This is a genomic window from Pseudomonas sp. S10E 269 (genome assembly GCF_002798465.1).
GTDB lineage: Bacteria > Pseudomonadota > Gammaproteobacteria > Pseudomonadales > Pseudomonadaceae > Aquipseudomonas > Aquipseudomonas pergaminensis.
Window position 1 is genome coordinate 5,050,620 of the sequence record NZ_PHIJ01000001.1, and the last position, 20,384, is coordinate 5,071,003.

The 20,384-nt window shown below is 62.1% G+C and carries 19 protein-coding genes; 14 read left to right on the forward strand and 5 right to left on the reverse strand.

Annotated elements, in window-relative coordinates:
- Positions 1-26: 26 nt before the first annotated feature.
- Positions 27-1,124: a carboxynorspermidine decarboxylase gene (locus tag CWC48_RS23515; RefSeq protein WP_058423990.1), complete on the reverse strand. Its 1,098-nt coding sequence runs from the start codon at positions 1,122-1,124 to the stop codon at positions 27-29.
- Positions 1,125-1,309: 185 nt separating this feature from the next.
- Between CWC48_RS23515 and CWC48_RS23520 the strand changes: the two genes are divergently transcribed.
- The 8 genes from CWC48_RS23520 to CWC48_RS23555 all read left to right on the forward strand — a co-directional run bounded on the left by CWC48_RS23520 (position 1,310) and on the right by CWC48_RS23555 (position 9,155).
- The gene (locus CWC48_RS23520; protein ID WP_078048884.1) at positions 1,310-1,981 is read left to right on the forward strand and encodes a DUF2268 domain-containing putative Zn-dependent protease; all 672 of its coding nucleotides are present in this window, start codon (positions 1,310-1,312) and stop codon (positions 1,979-1,981) included.
- A 229-nt stretch (positions 1,982-2,210) separates the two neighbouring features.
- Positions 2,211-3,230 (forward strand): LacI family DNA-binding transcriptional regulator, encoded by a 1,020-nt coding sequence (locus CWC48_RS23525; RefSeq protein ID WP_100490443.1) that lies wholly within the window; start codon positions 2,211-2,213, stop codon positions 3,228-3,230.
- Positions 3,214-4,218, forward strand: a complete 1,005-nt coding sequence (locus CWC48_RS23530; RefSeq protein WP_100490444.1) for an ABC transporter substrate-binding protein — start codon at positions 3,214-3,216, stop codon at positions 4,216-4,218. Before CWC48_RS23525 ends, CWC48_RS23530 begins: the two co-directional genes overlap by 17 nt.
- On the forward strand, positions 4,219-5,037 hold the full coding sequence (locus CWC48_RS23535; RefSeq protein WP_078048881.1) for an iron ABC transporter permease: 819 nt from the start codon (positions 4,219-4,221) through the stop codon (positions 5,035-5,037).
- On the forward strand, positions 5,034-5,828 hold the full coding sequence (locus CWC48_RS23540; protein ID WP_078048880.1) for an ABC transporter permease: 795 nt from the start codon (positions 5,034-5,036) through the stop codon (positions 5,826-5,828). Before CWC48_RS23535 ends, CWC48_RS23540 begins: the two co-directional genes overlap by 4 nt.
- Positions 5,825-6,856 (forward strand): ABC transporter ATP-binding protein, encoded by a 1,032-nt coding sequence (locus tag CWC48_RS23545; protein ID WP_099491765.1) that lies wholly within the window; start codon positions 5,825-5,827, stop codon positions 6,854-6,856. The genes CWC48_RS23540 and CWC48_RS23545 overlap by 4 nt, the downstream gene beginning before the upstream one ends.
- A gap of 9 nt (positions 6,857-6,865) precedes the next feature.
- Positions 6,866-7,699 carry a phosphodiesterase gene (locus CWC48_RS23550; protein ID WP_100490445.1) on the forward strand — a complete coding sequence of 278 codons (834 nt, stop codon included), beginning with the start codon at positions 6,866-6,868 and terminating at the stop codon, positions 7,697-7,699.
- 136 nt (positions 7,700-7,835) lie between these two features.
- Positions 7,836-9,155: an OprD family porin gene (locus CWC48_RS23555; protein WP_100490446.1), complete on the forward strand. Its 1,320-nt coding sequence runs from the start codon at positions 7,836-7,838 to the stop codon at positions 9,153-9,155.
- Positions 9,156-9,315: 160 nt separating this feature from the next.
- Here CWC48_RS23555 and CWC48_RS23560 read toward each other — a convergent pair whose 3' ends face one another.
- Both CWC48_RS23560 and CWC48_RS23565 read right to left on the reverse strand, forming a co-directional pair.
- Positions 9,316-10,959, reverse strand: a complete 1,644-nt coding sequence (locus CWC48_RS23560; protein ID WP_078048876.1) for a sensor domain-containing diguanylate cyclase — start codon at positions 10,957-10,959, stop codon at positions 9,316-9,318.
- Positions 10,960-11,169: 210 nt separating this feature from the next.
- A complete protein-coding gene (locus CWC48_RS23565; protein ID WP_078048875.1) occupies positions 11,170-12,324 on the reverse strand; it encodes a DUF1624 domain-containing protein in 1,155 nt (384 codons plus the stop codon).
- A 136-nt stretch (positions 12,325-12,460) separates the two neighbouring features.
- Here CWC48_RS23565 and CWC48_RS23570 point away from each other — a divergent pair, with 136 nt between their 5' ends.
- The 4 genes from CWC48_RS23570 to yfcF all read left to right on the forward strand — a co-directional run bounded on the left by CWC48_RS23570 (position 12,461) and on the right by yfcF (position 17,150).
- Positions 12,461-12,958 carry a sigma-70 family RNA polymerase sigma factor gene (locus CWC48_RS23570; RefSeq protein ID WP_078048874.1) on the forward strand — a complete coding sequence of 166 codons (498 nt, stop codon included), beginning with the start codon at positions 12,461-12,463 and terminating at the stop codon, positions 12,956-12,958.
- Positions 12,955-13,908, forward strand: coding sequence for a FecR domain-containing protein (locus tag CWC48_RS23575; RefSeq protein ID WP_078048873.1), 954 nt, complete (start codon positions 12,955-12,957; stop codon positions 13,906-13,908). Before CWC48_RS23570 ends, CWC48_RS23575 begins: the two co-directional genes overlap by 4 nt.
- A gap of 90 nt (positions 13,909-13,998) precedes the next feature.
- The gene (locus CWC48_RS23580; protein WP_100490447.1) at positions 13,999-16,428 is read left to right on the forward strand and encodes a TonB-dependent receptor; all 2,430 of its coding nucleotides are present in this window, start codon (positions 13,999-14,001) and stop codon (positions 16,426-16,428) included.
- Positions 16,429-16,532: 104 nt separating this feature from the next.
- A complete protein-coding gene (gene yfcF / locus CWC48_RS23585) occupies positions 16,533-17,150 on the forward strand; it encodes a glutathione transferase (RefSeq protein ID WP_078048871.1) in 618 nt (205 codons plus the stop codon).
- Here yfcF and CWC48_RS23590 read toward each other — a convergent pair.
- On the reverse strand, positions 17,125-17,397 hold the full coding sequence (locus CWC48_RS23590; RefSeq protein WP_078048870.1) for a hypothetical protein: 273 nt from the start codon (positions 17,395-17,397) through the stop codon (positions 17,125-17,127). The two genes, yfcF and CWC48_RS23590, sit on opposite strands and share 26 nt — an antisense overlap.
- 132 nt (positions 17,398-17,529) lie before the next feature.
- Here CWC48_RS23590 and CWC48_RS23595 point away from each other — a divergent pair, with 132 nt between their 5' ends.
- Together CWC48_RS23595 and CWC48_RS23600 are read left to right on the forward strand one after the other, a co-directional pair.
- On the forward strand, positions 17,530-18,174 hold the full coding sequence (locus CWC48_RS23595) for an ATPase (RefSeq protein WP_100490448.1): 645 nt from the start codon (positions 17,530-17,532) through the stop codon (positions 18,172-18,174).
- A 34-nt stretch (positions 18,175-18,208) separates the two neighbouring features.
- Positions 18,209-18,550 (forward strand): hypothetical protein, encoded by a 342-nt coding sequence (locus CWC48_RS23600; protein WP_078048868.1) that lies wholly within the window; start codon positions 18,209-18,211, stop codon positions 18,548-18,550.
- 1,064 nt (positions 18,551-19,614) lie between these two features.
- Here the strand turns inward: CWC48_RS23600 and CWC48_RS23610 are convergent.
- Entirely contained in the window at positions 19,615-20,361 is a 747-nt protein-coding gene (locus CWC48_RS23610; RefSeq protein ID WP_078048867.1) for a creatininase family protein, read from the reverse strand.
- Between the last annotated feature and the right edge of the window lie 23 nt (positions 20,362-20,384).

Below are 20,384 nucleotides of genomic sequence, written 5' to 3' on the forward strand. Positions count from 1 at the left end.
GCTTTATCTCTCCTTTATCCGCCAGCTTACGAAAGGCTGGACAGGTAGTCGTCGTAACCAAATTCACGAACCACCTCGACTGTACCGTCGAGTTGTTTCACTACGATGGACGGCATTTTCAGGCCGTTGAACCAGTTTTTCTTGACCATGGTGTAGCCTGCGGTGTCGATGAACGACAGCCGATCGCCGATGGCCAGCGGACGATCAAATTGATACTCGCCGAAGATGTCCCCAGCCAGGCAGGATTTGCCGCACACCATCACAGTGTGTTCGCCATCGCTCGGCGCCAGCTTGGCGTTGAGGCGGTAGATCAGCAGGTCCAGCAAGTGGGCTTCGATGGAGCTGTCGACCACGGCGAGGTTCTTGCCGTTGTAGAGCGTGTCGAGCACGGTGACTTCCAGGGAGGCGCTGTTGGTGATCGCCGCTTCGCCGGGTTCCAGGTACACCTGCACGCCGTATTTTTCAGAGAAGGCTTTCAAGCGCGCGCAGAATGCGTCCACCGCATAGTCTTCACCGGTGAAGTGGATGCCGCCGCCGAGGCTGACCCACTCGACCTTGTGCAGCAGCGCGCCGAAGCGTTCTTCGATGGTGCCGAGCATCTTGTCGAACAGGCTGAAATCGCCGTTCTCGCAGTTGTTGTGGAACATGAAGCCGGAGATCTGCTCGATCACGCCTTCGATCTTCACCGGGTCCCATTCGCCCAAACGGCTGAACGGACGCGCCGGGTCGGCCAGCAGGTAGTCGGAGCTGCTCACCTGTGGGTTGACGCGCAGGCCGCGGGTCTTGCCTTCGGAGCGTTCGGCAAAACGCTGCAGCTGGCTGATGGAGTTGAAGATGATCTTGTCGCAGTTATCCAGCATCTCTTCGATTTCGTCGTCGGCCCAGGCCACGCTGTAGGCGTGCGCCTCGCCTTCGAACTTCTGGCGGCCGAGCTTGAGCTCATACAACGACGACGAGGTGGTGCCGTCCATGTATTGCTGCATCAGGTCGAACACCGACCAGGTGGCAAAGCACTTGAGCGCCAGCAGAGCCTTGGCGCCGGACTGTTCGCGCACGTAAGCAATCTTCTGCATGTTGACCAGAAGCTTCTGTTTATCGATGAGGTAGTACGGCGTTTTGATCATTTTTGAGAGCCTGCGGCGGTGCCTGCCAAAAAAGGACACGCATTGTGCCCGCACTTGGATCGAATCGAAAGGTTAGTGGGCGGATTTTGCTGCGCTGCTTTTAAACTGACCCATGGATGTGACAGCTCAACGGTATGATGAGCCGCTGCCGTGATGGAATCCGGTTTGGACGACGAGAGGTAAGAATGGACGCATGGACACTGCATTGGCTGGAAGCTTCGGGCTCCCTGGCCGCGTTTCGCCAGGCACTGACGCAAGAATTCGACATCGCCTACCAGGCCATTTCCCGATGCCTGCCGGCGCCGCGCCTGGATGTGCTCCTCCAACGCCTGCCCGGTGAAACCATCGCTGAGCTTGGCCTGGTCGGGCGTGCATATCGCAGCACGATGTTCTCGCTGACCCTGGATCCCGACAACCCGAACTTCGCCGCTAGCCTTGAGAGCGGGGCTGTGCGCCGGCATATCGTGCACGAGGTGCACCATTGCCTGCGCATGGCCGGGCCGGGGTACGGCTGGACGCTGGGGGAGGCGCTGATCAGTGAAGGCTTGGCCGGGCAGTTTGTGCAGCATGCACTGGGCAGCGAGCCGGAGCCGTGGGAGAGGGCACTGAGCCTTGAAGCCTTGCAGGCGGCCCCGGTGAATATGACTGAACTGGCAGCGAACCACTACGATCACAGCGCCTGGTTCTTTGGCACCGGCGACAAGCCAAAATGGCTGGGGTATGCGCTGGGGCACCACATGGTCGGCCGATGGTTGGCCACTGCAGGCATGCTTGATGCAACCACCTGGGTCAACGTGCCTGCCCAAGACATCCTGGCGGTGGCGGCGGGGCAGGGACTGGTGAAACAGACCTCATGACCACCGCCGATCCCCTGTGGGAGCTGGCTTGCCTGCGATGGCAGCGTATCAGTCACTGCAGAAGTGGCTGACCCACCGCTATTGCAGGCAAGCCACCACCTCTAAACGGCATCCGTCGCAATAAGGTGATGGGCCATCGATGACATCAAATTGTCATCTCCTCACCACCTGGCTGCCACATTCCCTCGCTACTGTCCTCGCCAATGAGATCGATCTCAAGCGAGTGACAATGACTGACTTGAAAGACGTAGCAAGGCTGGCCGGGGTCTCCCGCGCCACCGCCGCCCGCACTTTTGCTTCCCCTGACCAAGTGCGCCCGGCCACCCGTGAACAGGTGTTTGCCGCCGCCCGCGAGTTGGGCTTCCGCCCCAATCTGCTGGGCCGCCAACTGCGCCTGCAAACCACCCAGTTGATCGGCGTGGTGGTGCCCAACTTGCTCAACCCGGTATTCGCTGAACAATTCCAGGCCATGGAGCGCGCGGCTCGGGCGCGTGGCTATAGCCTGTTGCTGGCGACCACCGACTACGACAGCGAACGCGAAAGCAGCGTGGTGGAAGAACTGCTGCGCCAGCGCGTCGATGGCCTGGTGCTGACGGTCACCGATGCCGAGAGCAACAGTGTGCTCAGCAGCCTCAACACCGAACAGACTCCGTTCGTGCTGGCCTACCACCAACCGAGCAACCCCAACTACAGCGCCGTGTCGGTCGACAACCGCGCCGGCATGGCCCTGGCCACGCGTTATCTGCTGGAAGCCGGCCATCGACGCATCAGCATGGTCGCCGGCCCTGCGCTGCAATCCGACCGTGCCCGCCTGCGCTACGCCGGTTATTGCGATGCAATGCGCGAATACGTCCTCGACCCCCGCCCGGTGATTGAAATGCCGGCCCATACCCAGGCCGAGTTCGCCGCCATCGAACCCTTTCTTCAAGGCCCCGGTGCGCCCACCGCGCTGGTGTGTTCCAACGACTTCCTGGCAATCAGCTTGATCGCCGAACTGCGCCGCAACGCCTGGAATGTGCCCGAACAACTCTCGGTGATGGGCTTTGACGGCATCAGCCTCGGCACCCAGATTCACCCGACCCTGTGCAGCGTGGTGCAGCCCATCGCGCTGCTCGCCAGCACCGTGATTGACCAACTGCTGGCGCAGATCGCCGGCAACGCCCCGATTTCCCACTGCCTGCCTTGCCATATTCGCCCCGGCGACAGTACCCAACCCCATGAGGAGACCCTAGATGCGCGCACTCAGTAAAACCCTCGCCGCCGTGCTGCTGTGCGGAGCGGCCAGCCTGGCCCAGGCCGCCGACACCGCAATTTGCTACAACTGCCCGCCGGACTGGGCCGACTGGGGCACCCAGCTAAAGGCCATCGCCGCCAGCACCGGCGTGCAGGTGCCGCTGGACAACAAGAACTCCGGCCAGTCCCTGGCGCAATTGGTGGCGGAAAAAGCCGCACCGGTCGCCGACGTCGTGTACTACGGCGTGACTTTCGGCCTGCAGGCGCAAAAAGCCGAGGTGGTCGGCACCTACAAGCCCAAGGCCTGGGACCAGATCCCCGCTGGCCTCAAGGACCCGGCCGGCCATTGGTTCGCGATCCACTCCGGCACCTTGGGCATCATGGTCAACGTCGACGCGCTCGGTGGTTTGCCGGTGCCGCAAAGCTGGGCCGACCTGCTCAAGCCTGAGTACAAAGGCATGGTCGGTTACCTCGACCCCTCCAGCGCCTTCGTCGGCTACGTCTCGGCTGTGGCGATCAACCGCGCCCTGGGCGGCGACCTCGACAACTTCGCCCCCGCCATCGACTACTTCCAGAAACTGGCGAAAAACGCGCCCATCGTGCCCAAGCAAACCGCGTATGCACGGGTGCTGTCCGGTGAGTTGCCGATCCTGGTGGACTACGACTTCAACGCCTACCGCGCGCGCTACAAAGACAAGGCCAACGTCGCCTTCGTGATCCCCAAGGAAGGCAGCATCAGCGTGCCTTACGTGATGAGCCTGGTCGCCAACGCGCCACACCGCGCCAATGCGGAAAAAGTCCTCGACTTCGTGCTGTCGGACGAAGGCCAGGCGCTCTGGGCCAAGGCCTACCTGCGCCCTGTGCGGCCAATGAAAATGCCGGCTGACGTGGCCGCACAGTTCCTGCCCGACAGCGATTACGCCCGTGCCGGTGTGGTGGACTACGAAAAAATGGCCGCTGTGCAGGAAGCCTTCGCCGCCCGTTACTTGAACGAGGTTAAGTAAGTGGCTGCATCGGCAAGGCAGGCAGCCTGGGCACTGGCCCCGGCCTTTGCGGTACTGCTCGCGTTCTGGCTATTGCCGCTGGCGCACTTGGTGCTGCTCGGTGCCGAGAGCCGCGACAGCAACGGCAGCGGCTATTGGCAGGTGCTCAGTAGCGCGCAGTATTTGGGCAGCCTTGGGCAGACCCTGGTGCTGGCGGTGGTGGTGACGCTGGTGGCGCTGGTGATCGGCGGCATCAGCGGCGTGTTCCTCGCCCGCCAGCAGTTCTTCGGGCGCTCGGCGCTGGTGGCGTTGCTGACATTTCCCCTGGCCTTTCCCGGCGTGGTGGTAGGCTTCCTGGTGATCCTGCTGGCCGGGCGCCAGGGCTTGTTTGCCGCCCTGGGCCTGCAACTGGCGGGTGAGCGCTGGATCTTTGCCTACTCGCTGGCGGGGTTGTTCGTGGGCTATCTGTACTTCTCGATTCCACGGGTGATCCTCACGGTGATGGCGGCGTGCGAAAGCCTCGACCGCAGCCTGGAGGAAGCCGCGCACTCCTTGGGTGCCGGGCATTGGCGCGTGGTGTGCGACGTGATTGTGCCGGGCCTGGCGCCGGCGTTGGCGTCGTGCGGGGCGATCTGTTTCGCCACCTCCATGGGCGCCTTCGGCACCGCCTTTACGTTAGGCACGCGGCTGAATGTCACCCCGGTGGCGATCTACAACGTGTTTACCAACTACGCCAACTTTGCCGTGGCTGCCGCGCTGTCGGTGGTGCTCGGCGCGGTGACCTGGGCCGTGTTGCTGCTCACGCGGCGTCTGGTGAAAAACGCGGGGACTGTGCTGTGAAACGCTCATCGCTGTTTGTGCTGCAACTGCTATTCACCCTGCTGGTGTGCGCCTTCATGCTGGTGCCGGTGCTGATGTCGCTGCTGGCCGGGCTGACCCGCAACTTCTTTGTCGGCCTGTCCAGTGGCCTGACCTTCGACTGGTTGATCCAGGTATGGCAGGCCTATTCGCCCACCGTGTGGCTGTCCCTGCAATTGGCCCTGGCCTGCGCGGTGTGCGTCTGCGTGATTGGCGTACCGGCGGCCTACGCATTGGTGCGCCTGAACAACCGCTTCAGCCGCGCCTTTGAAGAACTGATGGTGCTGCCGGTGGCCATGCCGGGTTTGGCCAGTGCGCTGGCGTTGCTGCTCACCTATGGCCAGTTCGGCAGCTTTCGCAGCAGTTGGGTGTTCATTCTGGTCGGCCACGTGTTGTTCACCTTGCCGTTCCTGGTGCGCCCGGTGATGGCGGTGATGCAGCGCCAGCAATTGCCGGTGCTGGAGGAGGCGGCGGCGAGCCTGGGCGCGGGGCCTTTCAAGCGGTTTTTTTCCGTGGTGGTGCCCAACTGCCGCGCGGGGATCCTGGCGGGTGTGTTGATGGTGGTCACCTTGTCCCTGGGTGAATTCAACCTGACCTGGATGCTCCACACACCGATGACCAAGACCTTGCCCGTGGGCCTGGCGGACAGCTACGCCTCGGCGCGCCTGGAAATCGCCAGCGCCTACACCCTTATCTTTTTGCTGATGATCGTGCCGCTGCTGATTGCGTTGCAGGCCATCAGTGCCCGTTTGTCCCGTGGAGAGCGTCGATGACCGCTATCACTATCCGCCTGCAAGGCTGTCGCAAGGCGTTCGCCGATGGCACCGTGGCCGTGCATGACTTGAACCTGACCGTCGAAGGCGGTGAAACCCTGGCGATCCTTGGCCCATCCGGCTGTGGCAAAACCACGACCTTGCGCCTGATCGCCGGCCTCGAACGCCCGGACGTGGGCCAGGTGCTGTTCGGTGACCAGGACGTGACCCGCCTGCCAATCGAGCGCCGCGATGTGGGCATGGTGTTCCAGAACTACGCGCTGTTTCCCAACCTGGATGTGGCCGGGAATATCGTCTACGGCTTGAAGATCCGCGGCATGTCGGTGCCTGAACGCAACAAGCGCTGCGACGAGTTGCTGGAGCTGGTGGGCTTGCAGAACCACGGCAAGCGCAGCATCCACGAGCTCTCCGGCGGCCAGCGCCAGCGCGTGGCCCTGGCCCGTGCCTTGGCGCCGCGCCCCAAGGTGTTACTGCTGGATGAGCCGCTGGCGGCGCTCGATGCACAACTGCGCGAACGCCTGCGCAGCGAGTTGAATGAACTGCTGCGCGGGCTCGGTATCACCTCGGTCTTCGTCACCCACGACCAGGGCGAAGCCATGGCCCTGGGCGACCGCATCCTGGTGATGGAGCACGGCCGTGTCGCCCAGTTGGCCAGCCCGCGCGACATCTACCAGAAACCGGCCAACGCCTTCGTCGCGGGGTTTGTCGGCAACCTCAATGCCTTCGCCGTGATCGCGTCGTCGGCCCATGGCTTGAAAGTCTGTGGCGGTGAACTGCCGTGGCACACCGCTGACCTGCCCAGCACCGTCTACTGCCGCCCCGAACACCTGCGGGTAATGGAGGGTGAAGGGCACTTGCACGGTCATCTGTTGGCGCAGTTCTTCCAGGGCGCGCAAAGCCGCCTGCTGGTGGATGTGGGCGGCCCGCAGCCGTTGCTGGTCGACAGCAGTGATAACCAGCTGTACGCCGTCGGCGCGCCGATTGCCCTGGCGATTGCGCCGCACATGTTGTTCACCCTGAATGCCTGAGAATCTATTGTGAATCGTCCGTTCCTTGTCGCGCAGATCAGCGACCTGCACCTGAAAGCCGGCCAGCGCCTCACCTATGGCGTGGTCGATACCCTCGGCGCGCTACGGCGTGCCGTCGACCACCTCAACGCCAGCTACCCACGCCCCGATATCGTGGTGATCAGCGGTGACCTGGTGGACTTCGGCCGCGCCGATGAATACGCCGTGCTGCACCCCGAACTCGCGCGCCTGCACATGCCGTGCTACCTGGTGCCAGGCAACCACGACACGCGTGGGCCGCTGCTGGAGGCATTCCGTGATCACCGCTACTTGCCGGGCTCGGCAGACGGCCCATTGGATTGGGTGGTGGAGGAGCACCCGCTGCGGCTGATCGGCCTGGACTCCACTATCCCTGGCGGCCACGGCGGCCAGTTGCTCGATAGCCAGTTGCAGTGGCTGGATGCGCAACTGTCACTGCGTCCCGACGCGCCGACGCTGTTGATCCTGCATCACCCGCCCTTCATCAGTGGCATCGGCCACATGGACCGCGAACCTTTCATCAATGCCGCCGCGCTGGAGCACGTCGTGGCTCGCCATCCGCAAGTGGAACGCCTGTTGTGCGGGCACCTGCACCGGCCAATGCAACGGCGTTTCGGCGGCAGCCTCAGTTGTGTGTGCCCAGGCACCTCTCACCAGATCGTGCTGGATTTGCAAGAAGCGGCGCCCGCGCATTTCAACCTGGAGCCGGCGGGCTATTTGTTGCATCGCTGGGAGGCGCAACAAGGTTTGATCAGCCACAACGGCGTGTTCGGGGACTACCCGGGGCCGTATCCGTTTTATGACGCTCATGGATTGATTGACTGAGGTTATACGGAGGTTCACTCGTTCAACTAAGCCGCTAAACGTTCGTTCACGCACCGGCCAACCGAGTTTGGCCGTGTGTTTCCTGCTGCCCATTATTTGCGCCCGGAACTTGGATTCCGCGCCGGAGTTCGTCCTGATGAAAGCCACTTTGAATGTATTAAGCGTATTGACCGGCAGCCTGGGCATTGCCCTGAGCCCCTTGGCCTCGGCTGATTTCCTGGGTGACAGCAAAGCCAACTTGAGCCTGCGCAACTTCTACTTCAACAACGACAACCGCGACGGCGCCGCCGCGCCGTCGAAAACCGAAGAGTGGGGCCAGGCGTTTATCCTCAACTATCAGTCGGGCTTTACCGATGGCACTGTCGGGTTCGGCCTGGATGCGGTGGGCATGCTCGGCCTGACCCTCGACAGCGGCGCCGGGCGCCATGTGGGCAGCTCGATGATCCCCACCGACGACGGCAAGGCCGCCGACAACTGGGCCCGTGGCGGCGCGACAGCCAAGGCGCGTTTCGCCAAGAGCGAGTTGCGCTACGGCTACCTGCGGCCGAACCTGCCGATCCTTGTGAGCAACGATGGGCGCCTGTTACCGCAGTCGTTCGAAGGCGGGCAAATCACCAGCAAGGACATCGACAACCTCACCCTGATCGGCGGCCAACTGCAACACGCCACCGGCCGTGGCTCCAGCGACCGCAGCGGCCTGGCGGCAGCGGGCGGCACCCAGGAAAGCAACACATTCAATTACGCCGGCGCCGATTACCAAGTGACCAAGGACCTGATGGTCCAGTACTACTACGCCAACCTCGAAGACTATTACCAACAACACTTTGCCGGCCTGATCCATGTACTACCGCTGGGTGACTTTGGCTCATTGAAAACCGATTTGCGCTACTTCAAGACCCGCTCCGACGGCAAGAACAGCAGCGCCGCCGGCCGCGCCGAAGGCTACAAGCTCGGCGGCTATACCAAGAACGGCAACGGTGAAATCGACAACAACACCTGGAGCGCGGCGTTCATCTACTCCCTGGGCCCGCACGCGATCACTGCCGGTTACCAGCAAGTCTCGGACGACAGCAATTTCGCCCAGCTCAACCAGGGCGGCCTGGTCAATAAAGGGGAGGGCGGTTCCAGCCTGTACCTCTACACCGACCGTACCGTGCAGACCTTCATCCAGGCCGGCGAACGCACGGCCTTTGCCCAATACGCCTATGACTTCGCCTCGCTCGGCGTACCGGGCCTGAAGGCCTCGGTGATGTACCTGAAGGGCGACCACATCCTCACCACCGGCGGCAACGATGCGAGTGAATGGGAGCGCGATATTTCCCTGGACTACGTGGTGCAGAGCGGCACGTTCAAGAACGTCGGGTTCGGCTGGCGCAACGGAGTGTCGCGCAGCGAAGTGGCGCGGGACCAGGATCAGAATCGGGTGTTTGTGAGTTATTCGATTCCGTTGATGTAACGGCACATTAAGGCGCCACACGGCCAATAGGGGCGCCGTCGAGCCTTAGCGAGGCCGCGATGGCGGAGGCGATTCCAGCGGAGATTCAGGCTGACCCTCCGCTATCGTAGCCTGGCTAAAACTCACCACAATCGACTCACGCGACACACGATTATCGTGGTCAAGCCACGCGGTTCCTGCCCGCGGCCTTGGCCTCGTACAATTGCATATCCGCGCGCTTGAGCAGCGCCGAGGTGTCGCGGTCCGACGGTTCGGCGACGCCCACGCCGATGCTCACGGTCACATGGCCCACGGTTGGAAACACTGCCGTCTCAACGGCCTTACGGATTTTTTCCGCCACCACGTCAGGGCTGTCGGGTGCTTCGACTTCGGGCAGCAGCACCGCGAATTCCTCACCGCCGTAACGCGCCACAAAGTCGGTGGCGCGGGTGGTGTTTTCGATCAGCGCGGCCAGTTGGCACAGCACGTCGTCGCCGATGGCGTGGCCGTACGTGTCGTTGACGCGTTTGAAGTAGTCGGCATCGATCAACAGCAACGCGAAGGTGCGGCCTGTACGTTGGAACAGCAGGCTGTTTTCGGCGAGTTTTTCATCGAAGCGACGGCGGTTGTAGACGCCGGTCAATGCATCGTGGGTGGCGAGCTTGAGCAGCTCGGCATTGGCTTGGGTGAGGTCAGCGGTGCGTTGCGCGACGGTGGCTTCCAGGGAGGCGTTAGCCTCTTGCAACTGGCGCTCCTTGGACAGCAGGGATTGGGTCATGCCGGTGAGCGAGCGGCCCAACTGGGCAATTTCCAGCACCGGGTGATCCTGAGGGAAGACCGCGCCGGGTAGTTGGTCCTGCACCTGCTTGGCGGACCGCGCCAGGCGTTCGATCGGGCGGCTGAGGGTAGACGCCAGGTAGTAGGCGACCAGTCCAAACACCACGGCGGCGATCAGCCCCAGCAGCAACAGTTTGTACAGCAGCACACGCGCCGGTTGCAACGCAACGTCCAGGGGCTGGCGCGCCATGATGTACCAGCTCACTTTTGCATTCGACGGGCTGGGCACCGCCACCGAGGCAGTGACGTAGCCATCGCCGGTGGACCAGCCCGACGGCTTGCCCAGGTTGGCCGGCGGCATCTGCTCACCCGCCAGTACTTCCGGATAGAGCACTTTGCCGTCGAAGTCGACAATCAGCGCTTCAAGGTTCGGCACGGCATCTTTCTGCATCACGGCAGAATCGACGATTTGCGTGACCCAGCGCCAATGCGCATGTGCGCCCAGCACGCCGATGGTCTCGCCCTGGGCATTGCGAATCGGTGCGGCGAAATCGATAAAGCGCAATGGCTCGCCGTTGGCGGCGCCCGGCAGCAGCTTGGCCAGCAGCACGGCTTCGTGGGGATCGCCGGTGTACTCGCCGCGCATGCCCGCCTGGAACCATGGCCGTTGCTGCACCGACTGACCGACCAGCAAGCCGTTGACCGCCTGGCGCACCTTGCCCTCGGCATCGGCCACGCCCATCCACGCATACTCGGCGCGCGACTGGGTGCGCAGTTCCATCAGGGTGAGGATATCTGGCGCGTCCAGGTCGCCCTGGCGAAACAACGGCGCCTTGCTCAGCAGTGACACTTCCAGCTGTCGCTCGCGCAATTGCACGGCCAGCAGGGCAGCGGCAGAGCGCGCCGTACTCAGCAGCGTACTGCCGCTGGCCTGCTTCACCTGTTCAGTGGCGATGTACCCCACGTAAAAGCCCACGCTCAATAACGTAAGCAACGATAAACCGGCGAACCAGAGGGTCAGGTGACTGCGCAGGCTGGCTTTGATCATGAGGGCTCTATGGAGTGGTCGTTTGGAACCATGGTAGGCGCAATGGATGGGGTGCGGCCAGTGATGGCGTCGCTTATCCAGGGGTATCAACCTGAGCAGTTTTTATGGTTGTATGGAATATAATGAGTATGGCTCATTATGGACGCCTGTCGACAATGGCTGCCCTCCATCGCTGGCAAGCCAGCTCTCACAGAAAAGCAACCGGGGCCGCTACAGATATTTGAGCCACGCCAAGTCACGGCGCCGAGCCTTGAGCGCTGCAAACCAGCGTACCGGCGGATACAGCGCCAAGGGCAGCAGCAATGCCACCAGCCAAATAGCGCCGATGCTGTCGAAACCGAAGTAGTTGCCGTGATTAAGCCCAAACAGCGCCACACAGGCGACGTAGAGGATTTTCAGCACATACAGGTGCAGCAGATAGAAGAACATGGGCGCCGCCCCGAACGTGGCCAGGATACCGATCCAGCGTTTTTGCCCCGCACGTTCAAACGCCAGCAACAGCAGCAAGCCAACCCCCAGGGTCAATGCCAGAAACAGCAGCGAAGGCGGGTACTTGGTGATGTTGAAAAAACTCATCAGGGTCTGCACGCCGTTCTCATAGGCATGCCACGGCTTCTCCCCATACCCATTGGCCGTGCGCAACACCATGAACCCCACCAATGCCCCCACACCGGCCAGCAACAGAAAGCGCTGGCGCAACGCCGATGGCATGCCCTGGGCAAACCAGGGGCCCAACCCGTAACCCAGGGCAATCACGCCGATCCACGGCAGCACCGGATAGGTGGTACGCAGTCGCAGCGAATCGCCGACCTCGATCCAACTGCGTTCATGCAGGATTGTCCACGGCACATGCAGGGCCGAGCCCGCATCGAAGTGCAAGCCATCGAGCAAGTTGTGCCCGCCAATGATCACCAGTGCCACGGCAATCAGCACTGGGCGCGGCAACCACACTAGCGCGGCCAGGGCGAGCATGCTCACGCCAATGGCCCAGATCACCTGCATGTAGATCACGCTGGGTGGCAGTTGGAAGGTCCAGGCAAAGTTGACCAGGGTAAATTCCAGCACCACCAAGAACAGCCCGCGCTTGAACAGGAACGCCGACACATCGCGGCGGCCCGAGTATTTCTGGCCATAGAGCCAGGCCGACAAGCCTGTGAGCAAAACAAACACCGGCGCACACAGGTGCGCGAGGGTGCGGCTGACAAACAGCGTGGGCTCGGTGCTGTCGATGGTCATCGGGTCGCTGACCTGGCGGTGCAGCAGGAAGGTTTCGCGCACGTGGTCCAGTAGCATGAACAGGATCACCAGGCCGCGCAGGGCGTCGATGGAAAGCAGGCGTTGGCGCAGAGGTAAAGCGTCGGTCATGGGCAAGCATCACAGGGCAGGGCGGAAGTGGGGCGTTATCCTATAACATTAATTTGCGCGTTGCCGCGATTCCTTGGTCAGACTAGAATGCGATCAATTCTTAATTACTCCTTGGCTCCCCGCGCCGGTGATTCGCATGTCGTCCCCCCTCCATTTGCCTATCCAGGACCTGTACTGCGAACACCATGGATGGTTGTACCGCTGGCTCGACCGCAAGCTCGGCAACGCCAGTGATGCCGCCGACCTGGCCCACGACACTTTCATGCGCCTGCTCACCCGCCAGCCCGGCGCCGGTTTCGGCAGCGAGCCGCGAGCGTTGCTCACCCATATCGCCAAGGGCTTGATGATCGACAGTTGGCGCCGCCAGGAAGTCGAACGCGCCTACCTGGAGACCATCGCCCACCTGCCGGAGCAGGAAGTGCCGTCGCCGGAAACCCGTTGGCTGATCCTGGAGGCGCTGTACCGTATCGAAGCCATGCTGCGCGACTTGCCCGAAAAGACCCGCCAAGCCTTCCTGATGTCACAGATCGATGGCCTCACTTACGCGCAGATTGCCGAGCAATTGCAGGTGTCGCTGGTGTCGGTCAAACGCTATATGCGCGATGCGTTCCTGGCATGCCTGAGCGTGGCATGAACCCGTCCATTGACCCGCTGATCCTCGGCGAAGCCGCCGACTGGATGGTGCAATTGCAGTCCGGCAGCGCCACCGACGAAGACCGCCGCGCCATTGCCCAGTGGCAGGGCCGCAGCGCCCAGCACGCCCAGGCCTGGCAGCGCGCGCAAGCGATACTGGGCGACTTCGACAGCGTGCCCGCCGCGATTGCCGGCGACACCCTCAAGCGCATCGGTCGCAAAAAATCCCTCGGCCGTCGCCAGGCCCTCGGGCTGTTGCTGTTGGCGGGGCCGGCGACCTGGCTGGCGTATCGGCAAAAACCGTGGCAATCGTGGACCGCCGACCAACACACCGCCACCGGCGAACAGCGCAGCCTCACCTTGCCCGATGGCACGCGCCTGCTGATCAATACGGCCAGCTCACTGAACATCGTCTTCACTGACCAAGTGCGGCGTATCGAGTTGCTGCAGGGCGAAGTGATGATCACCACCGCCAAGGACCCGGCACCCAGCCATCGCCCGTTTATCGTGCAGACCCGCCACGGCACCGCCCGTGCCCTGGGCACGCATTTCAGTGTGCGAGTCGGCGAGCAGAGCAGCCGCGTGGCCGTGCTCGACGGGGCGGTGGAAATGCTGCCAGCGCGCGCAAACCGTGGGCTGACCCTCAAGGCCGGCGAGCAAGGCGCCTTCAGTGGCGACAGCGTGGCGCCCGTGCAGCCGCTGGACATCGGCGCAACCACTTGGGAAAACGGCATGCTGCTGGCCCAACGGATGCGCCTGGTGGACTTGCTCGATGAGTTGGGCCGTTTCCGTCGTGGCGTGTTGCGTTGCCACGCCAGTGTGGCCGCGCTGACCGTGTCCGGGGCGTTCCCCCTGCGTGACACCGACGCCAGCCTGCGTCTGTTGCAGGAAACCCTGCCGGTCAAGATAAGCAGCCTCACCGGCTACTGGGTGACCGTCGAGCCGCGCTGAGATTTTTTTCGACGTTCGCTGATACCTTTTTCGTTGTTGCTCGGTGTAGGGGAGAACCCTCAACTTTGCACCGCGCCGACAGGAATCTCCATGACCTTCACACCGCACCCCATCCGTCCCTTGAAGGCCTTGAGCCTGGCGGTTGCCCTGGCAGCCATGGCTCCGTTGCACAGCGCGGTGGCCGCAGACGCAGCGTCGACCAGCGCGGTGCGCAGCTACAACCTGGCGCCGGCGCCGTTGGGCAATGTGCTGGCGCAGTTTGCGGCGTTGTCCGGGGTGCCGTTGTCGTTTGATTCCACGCTGCTCAATGACCAGCAAAGCGCCGGTTTGCAGGGCAGTTTCACCGCACACGCGGGTTTCACGCAGTTGCTGCAAGGCAGCGGCTATACCCTGCAAAGCACCGGCGCCAACGGCTACACCCTGGTGCCTGAGTCGACGGGCGACGCGTTGCAGTTGGGTGCGACCACCATCAGTGGGGAGAGCGGGGCGCAAGCGGACACCTATGCCGGTGGCCAGGTCGCACGTTCGGCGCGCCTCGGTGTGTTGGGCAACCGTTCGATCAATGACGTGCCGTTCAGCGTGGTCAGCTACACCGCCAAGACCATCGCCGACCAGCAGGCGCGCACCGTGGGCGATGTGCTGCTCAATGATGCGTCGGTGCGCCAGTCCTCCGGCTTTGGCAATTTTTCCCAGGTGTTCACCATTCGCGGCCTGCCGCTGAACACCGATGACATTGCCTTCAACGGCCTGTACGGCGTGCTGCCACGGCAGATCATCACCACCGAGGCGCTGGAGCGGGTCGAGTTGTTCAAGGGCCCCAATGCGTTCGTCAACGGCGTGTCGCCTGCGGGCAGCGGCATTGGCGGCAGCGTCAACCTGGTGCCCAAGCGTGCCGAAGAGGTGCCCACCCGCAGCATCACCCTCGACACCACCACCGATGGCCAGAGCGGCGGCCATCTCGACCTCGGCCAGCGGTTCGGCGAAGACAACCGCTTCGGCGCGCGGGTCAACCTCGCCAAGCATGGCGGCGACACAGCCACCGAGGATGAATTCAAAAGCTCGCAACTGGTGGCGGTGGCCTTGGATTACCGCGGCGATCGCCTGCGGGTGTCGACTGACTTTGGCTACCAGAAAGAGCGCATCAACAGCGGTCGTTCGGTGGTGTATCCCAATGGCACCCAGGTGCCGAAGGCGCCGTCCGCCAAGCACAACTACGCCCAGGACTGGAGCTGGTCGGAGCTGGAAGACACTTACGGCATGTTCAACGCCGAATACGATTTGAATGAAAGCTGGACGGCGTATGTGGGCGGTGGCGCCAAGCACACGCGGGAAAACGGCCAGTATTCGTCGCTGTATGTGGGCAACGATGGCGGCGGTCGCGTGGGCTTTTTGTACTCGCCCCACGATGAAGATAACAAGAGCGCCATGGCCGGTTTGAATGGGCACTTCACTACCGGGCCAGTGACCCATCAAGTCAACTTCGGCTTGTCGGGTATTTGGGGAGAGCAGCGTTCGGCCTTCGAGGCGATCCTGCAGGCCAACCGTCGGCCGGGCAATCTGTACAATCCAACGCAGATTCCGCGCCCCAGCGTCACGTATTTCGGCAGTGATATCCATGACCCGCGTATTGTCGGCAAGAACCGCATCAAGAGCGCAGCGGTGTCCGACACCCTGGGCTTTATCGATGATCGCGTACTGCTGACCCTGGGCGTGCGGCGCCAGACCATTGAAGTGGATGGGTGGAACACCACCACGGGTGTGCGCACTGCCAACTATGCCGAAAGCATCACCACGCCGGTGTATGGCCTGGTGGTCAAGCCGTGGGAGCACGTGTCGTTCTATGCCAACCGCATCGAGGGGCTGGCCCAGGGGCCGACGGCGCCGCTAACCAACGTCACCAACCCCGGCGAGGTGTTCGCGCCCAACCGTAGCAAACAGACCGAAGCGGGGGTCAAGCTGGATTGGGATACCTTTGGCGCGACCCTGGGTGTCTACCGCATCGAGCAGCCGAGCAGCGCCACCAACACCAACGCCAATGGCACCAACACCTTCAGCGTCGACGGCGAGCAGATCAACAAAGGCGTGGAGCTGAACGTCTTCGGCGAACCGGTCGACGGCCTGCGCCTGCTGGCCGGTGCGACCTGGATGAACACCGAACTGAAAAACACCTCCAGCGGCCTCAGCGACGGCAACCGAGCCGCCGGCGTGCCGCGTTTCCAGTACAACATTGGCGCTGACTGGGATATTCCGGGCCTCCAGGGCGCCGCCATCAACGCGCGGATGCTGCGCACCGGTGGCGAGTACGTCAACGCCACCAACACCCTGAGCATCCCCGCCTGGACCCGCGTCGACCTCGGCGCCCGCTATGGCTTCAAGGCCGACGACAAGTACATCACCCTGCGCGCCAACGTTGAGAACGTGGCGAACAAAGCGTATTGGGCGTCGGCGTCGACCGCCAACAACTACCTGACCCAGGGCGAGCCGCGCACGGTCAAGCTGTCGGCAACGGTGGACTTCTGATCGGCAAACCCAGTATTCCGCCAAGGAATGCCCCCATAAAAACAGCGCATTGTCTTTCTTGTGGCACATCTCGTAGCGTGGTGTTCCCCTCAAGGAGAATCGTTATGCGCCTGTATGTGGATCATCTGTACACCAGCCCTTATGCCATGTCGGTGTTTGTCGCCCTGCGCGAAAAAGGTCTGGCGTTCGACACGATCACCCTGGACCTGGATGCCGCGCAACAGCACGCGGCCGACTTTGCCCAACTGTCCCTGACCCAGCGCGTGCCCACCTTGGTAGAAGGCGATTTTGCGCTGTCCGAGTCCTCGGCGATCACCGAGTACCTGGAGCAGGCCTACCCCGAGACGCCGCTGTACCCGGCCGATCCAAAACAGCGGGCGAGGGCGCGTCAGGTGCAGGCATGGCTGCGCAGCGACTTGCTGGCGATCCGTCAGGAGCGCTCGACGATGGTGGTGTTCTACGGGCAAAAGATGCCGCCACTGTCGCCTGTGGCTGAAGCAGCGGCGGCGAAGTTGATCAAGGCGGCCCAGGCGCTGTTGGCGGGTAATCCGGCGTACTTGTTCGGTGAGTGGTCCATCGCTGACGTGGACCTGGCCGTGATGCTCAATCGCCTCATTCTCAATGGCGACAGCGTGCCTGCCGAGTTGGTGGAATACGCGCGCCGCCAGTGGCTGCGACCGTCCGTACAGGCGTGGGTCAATCAACAACGCCCTGCGCAGTAGAGCGTTCGGTGATCTGCAAGACGCGGCGGTCCAGGTCCTCCCAATCCGCCATGCCCAATACCCGCGTGGTGTTCAAGCCACGCAGGTAACCGCGCAGTTGATGGGCGCTGGCGCGGACCTGGTCGGCACTCGCCGCTGCGTCCTGCAGCACGTCTTCATAGTCGACCAGGTAATCGGCGACGCGCTCGCGAAATTCCGGCAGGACGGCTTCGCGGATGCGGTCGAAGGTTTTCTGGTGAGGCTTCATAGCGTGGTCCTTATAGGTTTTATGGGTGCACTATCGGTTCAGATAATAGTCACCATCACGGATCGCAAGTTCTGTTTTTGCTGGAAAAGCGGAAAATCAGCCCCATCGAGACGCTGTTCAAGGAAATGCGCGATGAGGACGTTTATTCAGCTGGCGTTGATGGCTTTGATGCTGGGCACCGTGGCTATCAACAACGCGGCACTCGCAGACGATCTGCGTACGGGCCATTTGCTACCTATCGGCGCTAGCGTAGAATCCCTGCAGCACGCACAGTCGGTGGGTGTCTTGCTGAGCGACAACACCCGCGACAACCTCGGCTACCTTGAACGCTACCACGACATGGCCTTGAATGGTGCCAAGGATGCCCTCGACGGGCGTATCCGCCAGGCGTTCGTCAACAGTTCCGACCCAGAGCTGGCCATCGACTGGTTGATGAGCTCGTTGCAAGGCACCTTTTTGTCGGTGACTGTCTACGACAACCTGGATGCGTTGGTGCAGGCTCACCCGGATGTGGTGGTGATGCTCGATACCCACAACCAACTGCTGACCCCGCGTAATGATGTGGTCGAGGCACGCTTTGTTGCGCGGTTCTATGACGCGAACCTGCAGTACATCGCCAAGGCCGAAGGCTCGATGCACAAGCAGGTGCCGTCGGTGTGGGTGCATGACAAAGCCGCGCCGGAGATTGCCGCGCAGATCGAGCAGCAGCGTGATGTGCAGCTCGATGCCTTGAAGCAGTTTGATGCGTCGCTCAAGTCTTTGGTCCGTGCCGGTTGATATGAACCTTTATTTTTGTAGTCAGGAATTTTTCATGCGCGCTCTTTTCGTCCCGGCCTTGGCCCTAGCTTCCTTGTTGCTGGCCGGTTGTGTCACCGCCCCCAACGCCCCAACCCTTACCTTGCAAACCAGCAAGGGGCCTGAGGCCTATGTGCAGTGTGTATTGCCCAAGCTGGAAAAGCATGGGATTACCTCGACCGTCACGCAGAACTCGCGTCACGCCAAGGTGGTGTTGACCAGTAAGATTGCTGCCGATGATGTGCTGGAGGCCTACAAGTCCCAGGACGGCGGCAAGGTGTTTCTGTATGAGCGCAAGCCGCTGGCGTCGACGATCACGCCATCGCGGTTGGAGTTGGCGGCGCAAGAGTGCAAATAACGCCGGGGCGTGCATAGCTGATGTGGGTGGGGGCTGGCTTGCGCTGGCGGCCTGGCAGCCGACCGCTATCTAACTGTCACCCCACGATTCAAAAATGTGGGAGTTGGCTTGCCTGCGATTGCGGCCTGACACCCGACCGCTATCTAACTGTCACCCCACGATCCAAAAATGTGGGAGCTGGCTTGCCTGCGATTGCGGCCTGACATCCGACCACAATCTAACTGTCCCCCCACGATCCAAAAATGTGGGAGCTGGCTTGCCTGCGAAAGCGGCCTGACAGCCGACCACAATCTAACTGTCACCCCCACGATCCAAAAATGTGGGAGCTGGCTTGCCTGCGAAAGCGGCCTAACAGCCGACCACAATCTAACTGTCACCCCACGATCCAAATGTGGGAGCTGGCTTGCCTGCGAAAGCGGCCTAACAGCCGACCACAATCTAACTGTCACCCCGCGATCCAAATGTGGGAGCTGGCTTGCCTGCGAAAGCGGCCTAACAGCCGACCACAATCTAACGGTAACCCCACGATCCAAATGTGGGAGCTGGCTTGCCTGCGAAGGCGGCCTGACAGCCGACCACAATCTAACTGTCGCCCCGCGATCCAAAATGTGGGAGCTGGCTTGCCTGCGAAGGCGGCCTGACAGCCGACCTGGATGTTGGATCAGACCGAGTACATATCCGTTATTTGGGTAACGGCTGCTATGGGTTCCGCCCTTACGGCGGGTCACTTTGGAAAAGCCCCAAAGTAACCAAAGGGCTCTTGCCCCAACACTCGGCACCTCGCCTAGGCTCGGTGTGCCCGTAATCCGACAGGTATTTGGGGGGCCGCCGCCACGCGCCATCCATGGCGCGGGGCGGCTAAACCGGCATCCCTGCCGGTTTACTCCCCAAATCCCTGTCGAATTCCGGCCAGCGTGTTTGACGGGGCGCCTGAGATCAAAATCAAAAGCTAGATCAAGAGCGGCTCGCTTCGCATCGTGGTTAGGTTTGTTGCTACGGGGTTGTGTACATACCTAGGGTATTCGCAGGCAAGCCCCTCCCACTTTTTTTGATTCACGTAGGGCTCATGGTTTGGCTTCGTTACTGAACGCGTTGACTGTCTTGACCAACCCTTGCGCCGCCAACGCCACTAACTCTCCACCTTTCTCTACTGTCGCCAGCGCCGGGTCCGAGCCCATGCGTCCGTCGGGGAAGCGTGCGCGGAAGTCCAGCGCTTCGCGGATCGGCCCGGTGTTGGCGATTTGTGGTGAGTAGTCGGCAGTCTTGATCGAGTCTGGGTACGCCCACTGTGTCACCGCAATCTCCGATGGGGTGGCATGGCTGCCATGGCCCACCGGGAATTGGCGTTGGGCCAGGTCGCTCACGCCTTCCAGGTCCCACCAGTTCACCAGTTTCAGCGCGAACCCGGCAGGGCGGCGGGCGAAGCTGGCCTCGGCGTACAGCTCCGAGAACGCTGCTTCGATGGTGGCGATATTGCCGCCGTGGCCGTTCAGAAACAGAATCTTCTCGAAACCATGCCCCGCCAGTGAGCGCACCCAATCGCCAATCGCAGCGATGAAGGTGGAAGGGCGCAGGGAAATGGTGCCGGGAAAACCCAAGTGATGCTGGGCCATGCCGATATTGAAGGTCGGGCCGATCAGGATGTCGGCGTTCTTCTGCGCCGCATGGGCGATGATTTCCGGGCACATCCAGTCGGTGCCCAGCAGGCCGGTGGGGCCGTGCTGTTCATTGGAACCGATGGGAATCACCACCGTGCGGCTGCGTTCCAGGAACTGGCCGATCTCGATCCAGGTGGAGTGGTGTAGAAGCATGTGTGGCTCTCTTTTTTTATCGA

Bases quoted from the DNA above. Each gene is read 5' to 3' on its own strand.
- CWC48_RS23545 (WP_099491765.1), top strand. From the start codon at position 5,825: ATGACCGCTATCACTATCCGCCTGCAAGGCTGTCGCAAGGCGTTCGCC.
- CWC48_RS23580 (WP_100490447.1), top strand. From the start codon at position 13,999: ATGACCTTCACACCGCACCCCATCCGTCCCTTGAAGGCCTTGAGCCTG.
- yfcF (WP_078048871.1), top strand. From the start codon at position 16,533: ATGCGCCTGTATGTGGATCATCTGTACACCAGCCCTTATGCCATGTCG.
- CWC48_RS23565 (WP_078048875.1), bottom strand. From the start codon at position 12,324: ATGACCGACGCTTTACCTCTGCGCCAACGCCTGCTTTCCATCGACGCC.
- CWC48_RS23595 (WP_100490448.1), top strand. From the start codon at position 17,530: ATGAGGACGTTTATTCAGCTGGCGTTGATGGCTTTGATGCTGGGCACC.
- CWC48_RS23555 (WP_100490446.1), top strand. From the start codon at position 7,836: ATGAAAGCCACTTTGAATGTATTAAGCGTATTGACCGGCAGCCTGGGC.
- CWC48_RS23530 (WP_100490444.1), top strand. From the start codon at position 3,214: ATGCGCGCACTCAGTAAAACCCTCGCCGCCGTGCTGCTGTGCGGAGCG.
- CWC48_RS23560 (WP_078048876.1), bottom strand. From the start codon at position 10,959: ATGATCAAAGCCAGCCTGCGCAGTCACCTGACCCTCTGGTTCGCCGGT.
- CWC48_RS23520 (WP_078048884.1), top strand. From the start codon at position 1,310: ATGGACGCATGGACACTGCATTGGCTGGAAGCTTCGGGCTCCCTGGCC.
- CWC48_RS23525 (WP_100490443.1), top strand. From the start codon at position 2,211: ATGACTGACTTGAAAGACGTAGCAAGGCTGGCCGGGGTCTCCCGCGCC.
- CWC48_RS23600 (WP_078048868.1), top strand. From the start codon at position 18,209: ATGCGCGCTCTTTTCGTCCCGGCCTTGGCCCTAGCTTCCTTGTTGCTG.
- CWC48_RS23570 (WP_078048874.1), top strand. From the start codon at position 12,461: ATGTCGTCCCCCCTCCATTTGCCTATCCAGGACCTGTACTGCGAACAC.
- CWC48_RS23610 (WP_078048867.1), bottom strand. From the start codon at position 20,361: ATGCTTCTACACCACTCCACCTGGATCGAGATCGGCCAGTTCCTGGAA.
- CWC48_RS23575 (WP_078048873.1), top strand. From the start codon at position 12,955: ATGAACCCGTCCATTGACCCGCTGATCCTCGGCGAAGCCGCCGACTGG.
- CWC48_RS23590 (WP_078048870.1), bottom strand. From the start codon at position 17,397: ATGAAGCCTCACCAGAAAACCTTCGACCGCATCCGCGAAGCCGTCCTG.
- CWC48_RS23515 (WP_058423990.1), bottom strand. From the start codon at position 1,124: ATGATCAAAACGCCGTACTACCTCATCGATAAACAGAAGCTTCTGGTC.